The sequence below is a fragment of the Microbacterium sp. ABRD28 genome (genome assembly GCF_003850245.1).
GTDB lineage: Bacteria > Actinomycetota > Actinomycetes > Actinomycetales > Microbacteriaceae > Microbacterium.
Genome location: NZ_CP031015.1, coordinates 2,268,606 through 2,282,212, shown reverse-complemented (window position 1 = coordinate 2,282,212; position 13,607 = coordinate 2,268,606). Strand labels below are relative to the sequence as shown.

Genomic DNA, 13,607 nt, shown 5'->3' with positions numbered 1-13,607 from the left:
TCCGGAGCCGTTCGGAACGGCTCCGGACCGTGGGCGAATCAGACGCGAACGGTGCCGAGCGCGAGCTCGCGCCAGGCGGCATGTTCGCGGCGGGTACGGGCGAGGTCGGCGGCGAAGGTACGCCGGTGCGACCGATCGCGAGCGGCCGACTGACGCCGTGCAGCGCGCAGCAGCAGCCAGAACCCCAGTCGGAGCTCCCAGCGCTGGAAGCGCGAGGGGGCTGCGGAGGCCGGGGCGAGACCGACATCGGCGAGGAGCCGATGGCGTTCGTCATGATCGAGATCGAAGACGGAGGCAACAGGGACGGACATGGTGGGTGATCGCTTTCGTCAGGCATTGGGCACGAGAGTGCGGGATGTCGCGGACGTGGACGTCGCGAAGGGAGGCGTCAGAGGGACGCACGCTGCCGAGTCGCTCGAGGGAGCGTCGATCCGGTCAGCAGAGGCGGACGTGTGCCCGATGGGCAGACCTGTCCCCTGCGCCGATCAGGCGGCGGTGGGGGTGAGGGCGCCGGCGAATCCGGTCACTGACGGGGTGAGCGGCGAGAATCGACGCGCGGTGTGGCGCGGATCAATCATGTGCATCATCAGTGACCTCCTTTCGACATCGGACGCGAGCAGTGACACTAGCGCGATCCTGTCGGAGGCGTCAAGCGAATTGTCAGAAATGCCCGGAATTCGGGCGTGTCGCGCGTGACATCGGTCTCGATCCGCCCGCCTCAGCGGTATCGGCGAGGGAGTTCGGTAGCCTGAGCGGCGCCGCTCCGAGCCGCGGGCGCGCAGGGTCGGAGGTAGACGATGCACCTGAAGAGCGTGACGCTCAAAGGGTTCAAGTCCTTCGCGCAGCCGACGACCTTCGCCTTCGAACCCGGAGTGACGTGCATCGTCGGTCCGAACGGCTCGGGAAAATCCAACGTCGTCGACGCTCTGGCGTGGGTGATGGGGGAGCAGGGCGCGAAGACCCTCCGCGGCGGGAAGATGGAAGACGTCATCTTCGCGGGCACGACGACCCGCGGCCCCCTCGGGCGTGCCGAAGTGCGGCTGACCATCGACAACAGCGATGGCGCCCTTCCCATCGAGTACACCGAGGTGTCGATCAGCCGCACGCTGTTCCGAAACGGAGCCAGCGAGTACGCCATCAACGGCGAGACCTGTCGGTTGCTGGACGTTCAGGAGCTCCTGAGCGATTCCGGTCTCGGTCGTGAGATGCACGTGATCATCGGTCAGGGGCGGCTCGACACCGTTCTGCAGGCCACGCCGGAGGACCGTCGGGGCTTCATCGAAGAGGCGGCGGGCATCCTGAAGCATCGCCGTCGCAAGGAGAAGACCCTCCGCAAGCTCGAGGCGATGGAGGCCAACCTCACGCGACTGAGCGACCTCGCCGGCGAGTTGCGTCGCCAGCTCAAGCCGCTCGGTCGTCAGGCCGAGGTGGCGCGCGAGGCTGCGACGATCGCTGCGGAGGTGCGGGACGCCCGAGCTCGCCTCCTCGCCGACGAGTTGCTCCGCCTTCGTCAGGAGCTGGCGGGGCATGCGCGCACCGAGCAGGAACGTCTGGCCGAGCGGATGGTGCTCCAGGATCAGGCGCAGAGTGTCCGCGCCCGGATCGAACGACTCGAGAGCGACCAGCGCTCTGAAGCGGTCGATGAGGCCCGCCGCGTGGTGCACGGGCTGGAGCGCGTGCAGGAGAGGCTCCGGTCCCTCTACGCCCTCGCCGGGCAGCGCATGTCGCTTCTGGCCGACCCGGCTGAGCACGACGACGACCGGCGTGGAGTGACGGTCACCCCCGAGACGATCGCGCACGCACGCGCGGAGATCGACGCGATCGCGGCGGGCCTGGTCGGCGCGCAGGACGATGCTGCCGCAGCGGCGCGGGAGGTCACCCGCGCCCGTGCCGAGCTCGACGCTCTCGACGTCGACATCGCGGAGCAGAGCGCGCTGGTCTCGCAGCATGACATGCGCCTCACGGCGCTCCGGGGGGCAGCGGAAGCGGCCGCGTCGACTCTGGCGGCAGTCCGCACGGCTGTCGATCGACAAGAGCGGGCATGGCAGGCGGCCCTCAGCCGGCGAGACGAGGCCGAGGAGGCCCTGGCCGCGGTGCAACCGGAGGACGACGGGCCGGTCGCCGATCACGCCGCGGAGTACGAGCGGGCCCAGCGGGATGCGAACGTCGCAGACGAGGAGCTGGCCGGACTGCGCGACCGTCTGCATTCGGCCGAACGCGAGCTCGACGCGCTGACAGCCCAGACCGCCGCGATCGATCGCGCCCTCGACATCCGCTCCACTGCCGCCGACATCGTCGCACGCGGCGGCGTGGGAATCCGGGGTCTGGTGGGCGACGCCGTCCGTGTCGAGGCGGGGTACGAGGCGGCGATCGCCGCGGCCCTCGGTCCGCTCGCTGAAGCGGTGCTCGTCGACGACCTGCCGGCCGGATTCGGGCTGGCCTCGACGGTTCGCGCCGACGACGCCGGAGCCGTGGACATCGTGGTGGCCGATCCGCCCTGGGGAGCGGAGTCGGTGACGGACGGTGGAACGGCACTGACCGCCGCAGCGGTGGTGACGGCCCCCGAGGGCGTGCGCGCGCTGCTGTCGGGGGTGCTCATCGCCGCCGATCTCGACGAAGCGGAGCGGCTTCTCGCCGACCCGGCGCTCGCGCACGCGACGATCGTCACGCGGGCCGGGGAGGTCTGCCGTGTGAACCGCCTGCGGGCGGGATCCGGCTCGTCCCGTTCCCGTCTCGAACTCGTGGCCGAGCGGGATGACGCCGCGGCGCGGCGGGATGAGCTCACCGTGATCGTCGACTCTCTGCGCGAGGCGCGGTCCGATGCCGTCGCCGACCTCGACGACAAGCGGCGCCGGGTGCGATCGACGCTGGAGGCGATGCGCGCCCATGACGCCGCCGTGTCGGCTCGAGCGGAGCGGGTCAATCGCGCGACCGTGCGCTACGAGGCAGCGGTCGCGGAGTGCGAACGCCTGGCGTCGGCGCTGGCCCAGGCCCGAGCCGGCGTCGATGACGCGTCGGCTGCGTCTCGCGTCGCCGAGGAGCAGTTGACGGCGGCACTGGAGTCGCCGCGTCCCATTCTCGACGCGTCAGCGCGCGATGGGCTGCTCGCCGCGCTCGACACCGCGCGCGAGACCGAGATGCGCGCGCGTCTGGACGTGGAGACGCTGAAGGAGCGCATCCGCGCGCAGGAGTCGCGTGTCGTGCAGCTCGAGAAGCAGCGGGAGCGCGAGCAGGCGGCCGCCGTCGAGGCGGCCCGGCGGGCCGTGATCCGGAAGAGTCAGCGCGACGCCGCCGCCGACGTGGCAGGGAGGATCCCGCCCGTCCTCGACGCCGTCGATCGCTCCCTGTCCCAGGCCCGGAGCGAGCTCGTCGTCGCTGAGACCGCGCGAACAGCCGTCACCGCCGAGCTCGGGGAGCTGCGCCGGGAAGACGCCCGAGTGCGGGAACGGCTGTCTGCGGTGACCGAGGACGTGCACGGCCTGGAGCTGCGCATCCACGAACGTCGGCTGCAGGCCGGTTCGCTTCGCGACCGCGCGGTGTCGGAACTGGGGCTCGAGGAGGATATTCTCATCGCGGAATATGGTCCCGATCAGCCGATACCCGATCCCAGCGACCCCGAGGCGGCGGGGACGGCGTTCGATCGCGCCGTCCAGCAGCGAAGGCTCGCCGACGCGGAACGCAAGCTGGCGCAACTGGGGCGCGTGAATCCGCTCGCGCTGGAGGAGTTCTCGGCGCTCGAGCAGCGGCACGCGTTCCTCGCTGAGCAGCTCGACGACCTCAGCCGGACCCGCAAAGACCTCCTCACGATCATCGAGGAGCTCGATGACCGCATGCGGACGATCTTCCTCGACGCGTTCGCCGACACCCAGCGCGCGTTCGACGAGGTGTTCCCCGTCCTGTTCCCCGGCGGCTCGGGGAGCATCGAGCTGACCAAGCCCGACGACGCGCTCACGACCGGCATCGAGGTCACGGTGCGACCGGTCGGCAAGAAGATCGAGCGGCTGTCGCTGCTGTCGGGCGGTGAACGGTCGCTGGCGGCGGTGGCGCTGCTGGTGGCGATCTTCAAGGCGCGCCCGAGTCCGTTCTACATCCTCGACGAGGTCGAGGCGGCCCTCGACGACGCCAACCTCGGGCGGCTCCTCGGGGTGTTCGAGCAGCTCCGCGAGAGCAGTCAGCTCATCGTCATCACGCACCAGAAGAGGACCATGGAGATCGCCGACGCGCTCTACGGCGTCTCGATGCGTCAGGACGGCGTGTCGGCTGTCGTCGGGCAGCGACTGGGCCGGACGGCCGACGACGACGGCCGGCGGGCGGCGAGCTGAGCGGAGGCCGAGACGCCCGCGCCCGTAGGCTGGTCTCATGGCGGAGAGCTCCTGGTCGTTGGGTCGCGCGTTGCGCGGCATGTTCGTCAAGCCCACGATCGATGAGCAGACGTGGGACGACCTCGAGACGGCACTGCTCACGGCGGACTTCGGTCCCGACATCACCGAGCGCATCGTGGACGAGCTCCGGGAGAAGGTCGAGCGGTACCGCACGACCGACCCGCGCGATCTGCAGCGGATGCTCAAAGAGACCCTCGAGGAGCACTTCGCGCGGTTCGACACGACCCTGCGATTGACCGAGCGCCCTGCGGTCGTCCTCGTCGTCGGGGTCAACGGCGTCGGCAAGACCACGACCATCGGCAAGTTCGCGAAGTTCCTGCAGCGCTACGGGCGCTCCGTCGTCGTCGGCGCCGCCGACACGTTCCGCGCGGCTGCGGTCGACCAGCTTGCGACGTGGGCCGAGCGCGGAGGCGCGGCGATCGTCCGACCGCAGCAGGAGGGACAGGACCCCGCCTCGGTGGCCTTCCAGACGATCGACTACGCCAAGCGCACCGGGACGGAGATCGTGCTCGTCGACACCGCGGGTCGGCTGCACACCAAGGGCGGCCTCATGGACGAGCTCGGCAAGATCCGCCGGGTCATCGAGAAGCAGGCGCCCATCAGCGAGGTGCTGCTCGTCCTGGATGCGACGACGGGTCAGAACGGTCTCATGCAGGCGGAAGCGTTCCTCCAGCACGCCGGCGTGACGGGACTCGTACTCACGAAACTCGACGGCTCGGCCAGGGGCGGCTTCGTGCTCGCGGTGCAGGAGCGCACCGGCATCCCGGTCAAGCTTCTCGGCCAGGGCGAGGGAATCGGCGATCTCACCGGCTTCACCCCCCACGTCTTCGCCGCGGCCCTCGTCGACTGAGCTCGTTGCCCACCCGATCGGGCCGACGCGCGGGCCAGGTCTATCGCACCGGCCGGGAGGCTGGTTTCATGGGCGTATGGCGATCGAGCACGACTTCTTCGGACTCCTCGAGTCGGGTCCGGATGGTTCGATCTTCTGGTCGGAGAACGTCGAACTCGGCGACCAGTCCGTCACCGTGGATCTGACGGCGCCGGATCAGGACGACGTCTCCCAGGCAGCCCTCGACATCGCGGCGAGCCTGGTGTCGTCCCTCGAGGCAATCGACCGGACAGCGCGCAACGGCATGGTCTCCGAGCTCGACGATCGCACCAGCGAAGTGACGGAGTACATCCTCCAGCAGCAGGAGACGCTGGGGGAGGGCATCGAGAATCTGCTGGTCGACATCTCCGGCGACATCCGGATCGACGTGATCCGCTCACTGCAGCTGATGAGCATGACGATCCTCGCCGACGAGCACGGCGGTTCCGACCCGTTCGCCGTCCTCGAGTACGCGCTCGACCCCGATGCCACCGATGACGTGCTGCTGGTGAACCTCGACTCCGCCGGAGACGTCCTCTCGGTCACCAGCGCAGACTGACCTCCACGTCGGGGCCGATCACACGGCCTGCGCGAACGACGTGCCCTCGGAGGCGAGATCGCGCGCGAGGTGGGCGAGATCGGCGGGAATCTCGCGGCCCTTCGAGACCATCGACTGCGCCCACAGGCGTCCAGCCCGGTAGGAGGAACGCACGAGGGGCCCCGCAAGCACGCCGAGGAAGCCGATCTCTTCCGCAGCCTCTTTGAAGGCGACGAACTCGGCGGGCTTGACCCATCGGTCCACCGGCAGATGGCGCGGCGAAGGACGCAGATACTGCGTGATCGTGATGATGTCGGTGCCGGCGTCGTGAAGATCCTGCAACGCCTCGATGACTTCGTCGGGGCTCTCGCCCATCCCCAGAATGAGGTTCGACTTCGTGATCAGACCTGCCTCACGAGCCATCGTCAGGACGCCGAGGGAACGCTCGTACCGGAAGGCCGGGCGGATCCGCTTGAAGATGCGGGGGACGGTCTCGACGTTGTGCGCGAAGACTTCCGGGCGGGAGTCGAACACCTCGTGCAGCAGGCTCGGCACGCCGTTGAAGTCCGTGGCGAGGATCTCGACGCCCGTTCCGGGGTTGTCGGCGTGGATGCGTCGCACGGTCTCGGCGTGAAGCCAGGCGCCACCGTCGGGGAGGTCGTCTCGGGCGACCCCGGTGACCGTGGCATAGCGCAGCTGCATCCGCTGCACGCTCTCCGCGACGCGCCGGGGCTCGTCGGTGTCGTAGTCGGCGGGCTTGCCCGTGTCGATCTGGCAGAAGTCGCACCGGCGCGTGCATTGGGAACCCCCGATGAGGAAGGTCGCCTCGCGATCCTCCCAGCACTCGTAGATGTTCGGGCAACCCGCCTCCTGGCACACGGTGTGCAGGCCCTCGTCTTTCACCAGGCCCTGCAGGGCGGTGTATTCCGGACCCATCTTCGCCTTCGTGCGGATCCACTCGGGCTTGCGCTCGATCGGGGTCTGGGCGTTGCGCACCTCCAGTCGCAGGAGGCGACGGCCGTCGGGTGCCGCGGCACTCATGCCGCGACCGCCTGCTCGGCGGCGAGGAAGACCTCGGTGATGGTCGGAAGGATGTCGCGGGGCGAGATCTCTCTGCCCGTGACCTCGCTGATGGTCGTGACCCCGGCGTCGGCGATGCCGCAGGGGATGATCTGACGGAAGGGCGCGAGGGAGTTGTCGCAGTTGACCGCGAACCCGTGCATGGTCACTCCCCGCTCGACACGGACTCCGATGGCGGCGACCTTGTCGGTCGACAGGGGGCGTCGGACCCACACTCCGCTTCGCCCCTCCTCCTGGAGTCCCTCCACGCCGTGGCGAGCGAGGGCCGCGATGAGCAGGCGCTCGAGGCGTCGGACATGCGCCACGACGTCGACGGGTTCCCGGAGGCGGACGATGGGGTAACCGACGAGCTGACCCGGGCCGTGCCACGTGATCTTGCCGCCGCGGTCGACGTCGATGACCGGGGTCCCGTCGGTGGGGCGCTCTTCCGGCTCGGTGCGCTTTCCGGCGGTGAAGACCGGTTCGTGCTCGAGCAGCAGCAGAGTATCGACCCGCTCCCCGCGCACCACCTCCGAATGAACACGTCGCTGCAGGTCCCACGCGTCGGCGTAGGGGACGAAGTCGGGGTCGAGCCCCACCGTCATCGTTTCGAGCACAGAAGCGCCTTCCTTCTTGGACCGCGTCCAACAATACGCTCCCCGTGCGGCCTCTTCGCGCGTCCTAGGGTGAAGTCATGACAGAGCAGCGTGCCGGGCGTCCGAAGCTCTCGTCTCCCGAGACCATCGCCGAGGCCGCGTGCGAACTGTTCCTCGAGCGCGGCTACGACGCGACATCCATCGCCGACATCGCCCTGCGTGCCGGGGTCTCGCGGTCGAGCTTCTTCAACTACTTCTCCTCGAAATCCGACATCCTCTGGTCGAGTTTCGATGCCCGGGTGGCGACACTTCTCACCCATCTGGATGCAGGGGAGACGGGCCCCCGGGATGTGCGGACGGCGCTGCGCGCGTTCGCGGCGGGATTCGCTCCCGATACCCTGGCGCTGGCGATGGCCAACGCGGTGGCGATGGGTCTCGAGGATGAGCTCGATCGCGAATCGGCGGTGCGAACGACGCGTATCGGCCGATCGGTCGCCGCCGCACTGCGGACCGGGGCCGACCCCCTGGTCGCAGACGTGGTGGGAAGCGCTGTGGGAGGAGCGGTGCTTGCCGCGGTGCGCGCGTGGGCGGCAGCGGGCCCCGGGCGGACCTCGCTCTCGCAGACCCTCGATCAGGCGATCGAGGTCGTCGCGCCGCTGCTCGTACCGCAGGGAGGCGTGCGTCAACTGCGGTTGGTCGTCCGCTCGGCCGACTTCGACGGGGCGGTGTCGTTCTACCGCGACACCCTGGGTATGACCGAGGCCCACGCTTTCGAGGGCCCGGACGGCGCGCGCGTGGCGATCCTCGAGGCGGGCCGGGCGACGTTGGAGCTGGCTGATGCCGCACAGGTGCGCTTCATCGACGAGGTCGAGACAGACGGCGGGGAGAGCGACGGCATTCGGGTGGCCCTCGAAGTCGCCGACGTCGAGGCGACGGCGGAGGCGCTGGTGCATGCCGGTGCCCCCCTGGAGGCCCCGCCCACCCCCACCCCGTGGCGCTCGCGGAACGCACGACTGCGGGGCCCCGACGGCGTGCAGCTCACGGTGTTCCAGGAGCTCGACCGCGAGTGACCCCGCCGGCGGGCTCGCCCGCGAGGGTGCCGCCGACCCCACGGCGTAGAATTGCCGGACCATGGCTACCTTCGGCACGCTCTCCGACCGGCTCACTGAGACCTTCCGCAATCTGCGCACGAAGGGCAAGCTCACCCCCGCTGACGTCGACGGGACGGTGCGAGAGATCCGCCGGGCGCTCCTGGACGCCGACGTCGCGCTACCGGTGGTCAAGGACTTCACCGCAAGAATCCGCGAACGCGCCCTCGGCGACGAGGTCAATCGCGCGCTGAACCCCGCCCAGCAGGTGGTGCAGATCGTCAACGAGGAGCTCATCGGGATCCTCGGCGGCCAGCAGCGTCGACTGCAGTTCGCGAAGAACCCGCCGACGGTCATCATGCTCGCGGGTCTGCAGGGGTCGGGGAAGACGACTTTCGCCGGCAAGCTGGCGAAGATGCTCGAGAAGGACGGGCACACGCCGTTGCTCGTCGCCGCCGACCTGCAGCGACCGAACGCCGTGAACCAGCTGCAGGTCGTCGGCCGCCAGGCCGGCGCCGCGGTCTACGCCCCCGAGCCGGGCAACGGCGTCGGTGATCCCGTGCGGGTCGCGACGGACGGGGTCGAGGTCGCGAGGCGTCAGCAGCACGACGTCGTCATCATCGACACCGCCGGCCGCCTCGGCGTGGACGCCGAGCTCATGAAGCAGGCGGCGAACATCCGTCGCGCCACCGACCCCGACGAGGTCCTGTTCGTCATCGACGCGATGATCGGACAGGACGCGGTGAACACCGCCAAGGCCTTCCAGGACGGGGTCGACTTCACCGGCGTCGTCCTGTCCAAACTCGACGGCGACGCCCGCGGCGGCGCGGCCCTTTCGGTGGCGTCTGTCACCGGGCGACCGATCATCTTCGCCTCCACCGGCGAGGGGCTCGACGACGTCGAAGCGTTCCACCCCGATCGGATGGCCTCGCGCATCCTCGACCTCGGCGACATCCTCACCCTCATCGAGCAGGCCCAGCAGGCCTTCGATGAGGAGGAGGCACGGAAGGTCGCGGAGAAGATCGCGACCGAGCAGTTCACCCTCGAGGACTTCCTGCAGCAGATGCAGCAGCTGAAGAAGATGGGCTCGATGAAGAAGATGCTCGGGATGCTCCCGGGCATGGGCGGCATGAAGCAGCAGCTCGACGACTTCGACGAGCGCGAGATCGATCGCACCGAGGCCATCATCCGCTCCATGACACCGGGGGAGCGTCGCAATCCGAAGATCCTCAACGGATCCAGGCGCCTGCGCATCGCCCGGGGGTCGGGTATGACGGTGACAGACGTCAATCAGCTGGTCCAGCGGTTCGACCAGGCCGCGAAGATGATGAAGACCGTCGCCCGCGGCGGCGTGCCGAACATCCCGGGAATGGGTCCGGTGCCGGGTGCGGGACGCCCCGGCGCATCGGCCAAACGCGGCAAGCAGCAGAAGCAGAAGGGGTCACGGTCGGGGAACCCTGCGAAGCGTGCGGCCGAGAACGCGGGGATCGCCGCGTCGGCAGCCGCAGCACCCGCGGGAACCGGCTTCGGTCTCGGCGGCGCCGCCGGTGCCGGAGGCGCACCCGCTGCGCCGAGCGCGGAGGACCTCGCCGAACTCCAGAAGCTCCTCGGGCGGGGCTGAGCGTCGCGCGCCGCCGTCCGCCGTCCGGTCAGGCGCCGCTCAGCGAGGCCAGGTGATCGCGCAGTGTCGGACCCGCGCGGAACTCCCGGATGAGGTGACGCACGACCTCACGCAGATCGCCGTCGGCCGCTTCGGCGACCAGCAACTGGCGCGCGTAGCTGGCGCCGCCGGCGAGGATGCGCTCGAGCCCCGCGAACTCGCGCGCGCACTTCAGCTCCACGGCGATCCCGGCCACCTCGTCCAGCGTGGCCGCCAGGTGATCGCGGACGGGCACCTGGGTGCCGTCGCGATCGACGATGACCCGTGCGTCCAATCCGTAACGCGCGGCGCGCCACTTGTTCTCGCGGACGAACCACGGCTGGATGCCGCTGAGTTCGACGCCGTCGTCGAGCAGACGGGAGAAGTGCTCGACCATGACCTGCACGAACGCCGCGACCGCGGCGAGCTCGGGGAGCGTCGACATCCCGTCGCAGGCGCGGACCTCGATCGTTCCCCACCGCGGCGCGGGGCGGATGTCCCACCGCACCTCCGTGGCATCCTCCATCACCCCCGTGGCGATCATGTCGTCGAGGTAACGCTCGAAAGCAGCCCAGTCGGGAAGTGGCCAGGGTAGCCCCGCTGTCGGCAGCTGCTGGAACACCAGCGCCCGATTCGAGGCGTACCCGGTGCGCTCTCCGGCCCAGAAGGGTGAGGACGCCGACAGCGCCTGCAGGTGGGGAAGATAGACCGTCAGCGCGTTGATGATCGGGAAGACCTTCGTCACGTCCTCCACGCCGACATGCACGTGGATGCCCCAGATCATCATGTTCCGGCCCCACCACTGGGTCCGCTCGATGAGGCTGTGATAGCGCGTCTTGTCGGTGACCTCCTGGTCGTACCACTGTGCGAACGGGTGACTGCCCGCGGACAGCAGCTCGATGCCGCGCGGCTCGGTAGCCGTGCGCACCGCGGCGATCGCGTCGCCGATGTCGTCGACGGCGGCGGCGACGGTGTCGCCGATGCCACTGGTGAGCTCGATCGTGTTCGTCAGAAGCTCTTGGGTGATGGTGTAGCGCTCGAGCGCGGCGTCCTCGCCCAGCGCATCCAGGACCTCGGGCGCCCGGGGCACCAGATCGCCGGTCTCGCCGTCGGCGAGCATCAGCTCCCATTCGATCCCCACGGTGGAGCGTGCCGACCGGGCGAAGGGCTCCGTCATGCGCCCAGTGTGGCATGCGAAGACAGCGGCTCGACGGTTCGCTACTGTTCGTGTCGTCTGGCAGAATAGAGGGTCGGACGCCGGACTCGACCCTCTATCCAGCCCGCCGTCCTCCGTAGAGCTTCCACCGGGTGTTGCACCCCACCTCCCGGTCGACCAGTTCATTCCTTCCACACATTCAGGAGAATCGTGGCTGTCAAGATCCGTCTGAAGCGCCTGGGCAAGATCCGTGCGCCGTACTACCGCATCGTCGTCGCCGACTCGCGCACCAAGCGCGATGGTCGTGTGATCGAAGAGATCGGCAAGTACCACCCCACCGAGGAGCCCTCGTTCATCGAGGTCGACTCCGAGCGTGCGCAGTACTGGCTCGGCGTCGGCGCCCAGCCGACCGAGCAGGTGCGCGCCATCCTCAAGCTGACCGGCGACTGGGGCACCTTCAAGGGTGACAAGGACGCGACCTCCACCGTGAAGACGCGCGAGGACAAGCCGGCTTTCGAGCTGGACTCGTCGAAGTCGTCCGTCGTCAAGCCCAAGGCCGAGAAGAAGGCTGCGGAGCCCGCCGAGGCCCCCGCCGACGAGGCCGAGGCTTCCGCCGACGCCGCCGCCGAGTAAGCGTCCCACGCCGTGCTCGCCGCCGCGCTCGAACACATCGTCAAGGGGATCGTCGATCACCCTGACGACGTCCGCATCCAGTCGTCCACGTCGCCTCGCGGCGACCTGCTCGAGGTGCACGTGCATCCCGAGGACCGCGGACGTGTGATCGGGCGCGGTGGCCGCACGGCCAAAGCCCTTCGCACCCTCGTCGCCGCTCTCGCAGACGGACGCCGTGTGCGCGTCGACGTCGCGGACGACTGACGTGCCCAGCGAAGACTCCTCGGCGCCATCCGCCCCGCGCGCGCGGGCGGGCGAGCGGACCCAGCTCCGCGTCGGCCGTCTGGTCAAGGCCCACGGCTTGAAGGGTGCGCTCAAGATCGAGCTGTACACCGACGACCCGGACGGTCGGTTCGTCCCGGGTGCGACCTTCACGCTGCAGGTGCCCGAGACATCCCCGTGGCACGGAAAGCCCCTCACGGTGCGCGAGTTCCGATGGATGAACTCCCACCCCGTCGCATTCTTCGAGGGGGTGGATGATCGCACCACGGCGGAGGGTCTCGTGCGCGCCATCCTCTGGATCGATGAGGACGCGACCGCTCCCACGAGCGAACCCGATGCCTGGTACGACCACCAGCTCGTCGGCCTCGACGTGGTCCGCGACGGAGACGTCGTCGGGCGGGTGATCCGCGTCGACCATCTTCCCGCGCAGGACCTGCTGATCGTCCGCCCCACCGGTGAGGGCGACCGAGAACTGCTCGTCCCGTTCGTCTCCGCCATCGTCCCCGACGTCGACATCGCCGCGGGGCGCGTCACCGTGACCCCGCCTCCGGGGCTGTTCGAGGACCTGCCCGGCGATCCGGAGGACGCGGACGCGTCGGAAACGGGAGCCGAGGACGGCCGACCGGACGCGCCCTGAGATGCGCGTCGACATCATCACGATCTTCCCGGCGTTCTTCGACGTCCTCGACGTCTCGCTGATCGGGAAGGCACGTGATCGCGGCCTGCTCGACATCCGCGTCCACGACTTGCGCGCGTGGACGCACGATCGACATCGCACCGTCGACGACACCCCCTACGGCGGGGGAGCGGGAATGGTGATGAAACCCGAGCCGTGGGGCGAGGCCCTCGACGAGGTGCTCACGCCCGACGCCCTGCTCGTCGTCCCGTCGCCGGCAGGGGAGCGGTTCAGCCAGCCCCTCGCGCGCGCCCTCGCCGAAGAGGCCCACATCGTCTTCGCCTGCGGCCGTTACGAGGGCATCGATCAGCGCGTGATCGACCACTACGCGACCAGTCACCGGGTGCGGTTGATCAGCCTCGGCGACTACGTGCTCAACGGCGGCGAGGTAGCCGCCATGGCGATCGTCGAGGCCGTGTCCCGTCTCGTGCCCGGCGTCGTCGGCAACCCCGAGAGTCTCATCGAGGAATCCCACGAGGCCGGCCTCCTGGAGTACCCGAGCTACACCAAGCCCGCCTCGTGGCGCTCGCGGGAGGTTCCCCCGGTGCTCCTGAGCGGCAACCACGCCGCGATCGCACAGTGGCGACACGAGCAGAGTCTCGCCCGTACCCGCGCCCAGCGACCCGACCTGCTGGACTGATCCGGATCGGATGCTGCGTCAGACCCCTCCGGGGTCCCTCGGCGTCAAGAGGCACCGGCGTGTCATCCGGC

General features: G+C 69.5%; 13 protein-coding genes. 9 read left to right on the top strand and 4 right to left on the bottom strand.

All coding sequences use genetic code 11. The features are described from left to right. Nucleotides 1-38: 38 nt before the first annotated feature. Entirely contained in the window at nt 39-311 is a 273-nt protein-coding gene (locus tag DT073_RS11005; protein WP_124293431.1) for a hypothetical protein, read from the bottom strand. 486 nt (nt 312-797) lie between these two features. Between DT073_RS11005 and smc the strand changes: the two genes are divergently transcribed. The 3 genes from smc to DT073_RS10990 all read left to right on the top strand — a co-directional run bounded on the left by smc (nt 798) and on the right by DT073_RS10990 (nt 5,809). Further along, nucleotides 798-4,322 carry a chromosome segregation protein SMC gene (smc, locus tag DT073_RS11000; RefSeq protein ID WP_124293430.1) on the top strand — a complete coding sequence of 1,175 codons (3,525 nt, stop codon included), beginning with the start codon at nt 798-800 and terminating at the stop codon, nt 4,320-4,322. A gap of 37 nt (nt 4,323-4,359) precedes the next feature. Beyond that, nucleotides 4,360-5,232 carry a signal recognition particle-docking protein FtsY gene (gene ftsY / locus DT073_RS10995; RefSeq protein WP_124293429.1) on the top strand — a complete coding sequence of 291 codons (873 nt, stop codon included), beginning with the start codon at nt 4,360-4,362 and terminating at the stop codon, nt 5,230-5,232. A gap of 76 nt (nt 5,233-5,308) precedes the next feature. Continuing rightward, on the top strand, nt 5,309-5,809 hold the full coding sequence (locus DT073_RS10990) for a DUF2004 domain-containing protein (RefSeq protein ID WP_124293428.1): 501 nt from the start codon (nt 5,309-5,311) through the stop codon (nt 5,807-5,809). Nucleotides 5,810-5,827: 18 nt separating this feature from the next. Here the strand turns inward: DT073_RS10990 and lipA are convergent, their stop codons facing one another. Both lipA and lipB read right to left on the bottom strand, forming a co-directional pair. Continuing rightward, nucleotides 5,828-6,829, bottom strand: a complete 1,002-nt coding sequence (lipA, locus tag DT073_RS10985; protein ID WP_124293427.1) for a lipoyl synthase — start codon at nt 6,827-6,829, stop codon at nt 5,828-5,830. Beyond that, the gene (lipB, locus tag DT073_RS10980; protein WP_124293426.1) at nt 6,826-7,464 is read right to left on the bottom strand and encodes a lipoyl(octanoyl) transferase LipB; all 639 of its coding nucleotides are present in this window, start codon (nt 7,462-7,464) and stop codon (nt 6,826-6,828) included. The genes lipA and lipB overlap by 4 nt, the downstream gene beginning before the upstream one ends. A 77-nt stretch (nt 7,465-7,541) precedes the next feature. Here lipB and DT073_RS10975 point away from each other — a divergent pair, with 77 nt between their 5' ends. Together DT073_RS10975 and ffh are read left to right on the top strand one after the other, a co-directional pair. Next, nucleotides 7,542-8,513, top strand: a complete 972-nt coding sequence (locus tag DT073_RS10975) for a TetR family transcriptional regulator (RefSeq protein ID WP_124293425.1) — start codon at nt 7,542-7,544, stop codon at nt 8,511-8,513. 61 nt (nt 8,514-8,574) lie between these two features. Next, nucleotides 8,575-10,152 (top strand): signal recognition particle protein, encoded by a 1,578-nt coding sequence (gene ffh, locus DT073_RS10970; protein WP_124293424.1) that lies wholly within the window; start codon nt 8,575-8,577, stop codon nt 10,150-10,152. 28 nt (nt 10,153-10,180) lie between these two features. On the opposite strand, the gene DT073_RS10965 is transcribed toward ffh, so the two are convergent. Beyond that, nucleotides 10,181-11,347: a glutamate--cysteine ligase gene (locus tag DT073_RS10965; RefSeq protein WP_124293423.1), complete on the bottom strand. Its 1,167-nt coding sequence runs from the start codon at nt 11,345-11,347 to the stop codon at nt 10,181-10,183. Between the two features lie 189 nt (nt 11,348-11,536). Here DT073_RS10965 and rpsP point away from each other — a divergent pair, with 189 nt between their 5' ends. The 4 genes from rpsP to trmD are packed head-to-tail and all read left to right on the top strand — an operon-like array spanning nt 11,537 to nt 13,536. Further along, entirely contained in the window at nt 11,537-11,959 is a 423-nt protein-coding gene (gene rpsP / locus DT073_RS10960; protein ID WP_124293422.1) for a 30S ribosomal protein S16, read from the top strand. A gap of 12 nt (nt 11,960-11,971) precedes the next feature. Beyond that, nucleotides 11,972-12,202: an RNA-binding protein gene (locus DT073_RS10955; protein WP_124293421.1), complete on the top strand. Its 231-nt coding sequence runs from the start codon at nt 11,972-11,974 to the stop codon at nt 12,200-12,202. A 1-nt stretch (nt 12,203) separates the two neighbouring features. Beyond that, nucleotides 12,204-12,857 (top strand): ribosome maturation factor RimM, encoded by a 654-nt coding sequence (rimM, locus tag DT073_RS10950; RefSeq protein WP_124293420.1) that lies wholly within the window; start codon nt 12,204-12,206, stop codon nt 12,855-12,857. A gap of 1 nt (nt 12,858) precedes the next feature. Then, nucleotides 12,859-13,536 carry a tRNA (guanosine(37)-N1)-methyltransferase TrmD gene (gene trmD, locus DT073_RS10945; protein ID WP_124293419.1) on the top strand — a complete coding sequence of 226 codons (678 nt, stop codon included), beginning with the start codon at nt 12,859-12,861 and terminating at the stop codon, nt 13,534-13,536. The last annotated feature ends 71 nt before the right edge of the window (nt 13,537-13,607 follow it).

What these genes read in the sequence shown, in the direction of transcription:
- DT073_RS11005 (WP_124293431.1), bottom strand. Translation starts at nt 311, where the DNA reads ATGTCCGTCCCTGTTGCCTCCGTCTTCGATCTCGATCATGACGAACGC.
- smc (WP_124293430.1), top strand. Translation starts at nt 798, where the DNA reads ATGCACCTGAAGAGCGTGACGCTCAAAGGGTTCAAGTCCTTCGCGCAG.
- ftsY (WP_124293429.1), top strand. Translation starts at nt 4,360, where the DNA reads ATGGCGGAGAGCTCCTGGTCGTTGGGTCGCGCGTTGCGCGGCATGTTC.
- DT073_RS10990 (WP_124293428.1), top strand. Translation starts at nt 5,309, where the DNA reads ATGGCGATCGAGCACGACTTCTTCGGACTCCTCGAGTCGGGTCCGGAT.
- lipA (WP_124293427.1), bottom strand. Translation starts at nt 6,829, where the DNA reads ATGAGTGCCGCGGCACCCGACGGCCGTCGCCTCCTGCGACTGGAGGTG.
- DT073_RS10975 (WP_124293425.1), top strand. Translation starts at nt 7,542, where the DNA reads ATGACAGAGCAGCGTGCCGGGCGTCCGAAGCTCTCGTCTCCCGAGACC.
- ffh (WP_124293424.1), top strand. Translation starts at nt 8,575, where the DNA reads ATGGCTACCTTCGGCACGCTCTCCGACCGGCTCACTGAGACCTTCCGC.
- DT073_RS10965 (WP_124293423.1), bottom strand. Translation starts at nt 11,347, where the DNA reads ATGACGGAGCCCTTCGCCCGGTCGGCACGCTCCACCGTGGGGATCGAA.
- trmD (WP_124293419.1), top strand. Translation starts at nt 12,859, where the DNA reads ATGCGCGTCGACATCATCACGATCTTCCCGGCGTTCTTCGACGTCCTC.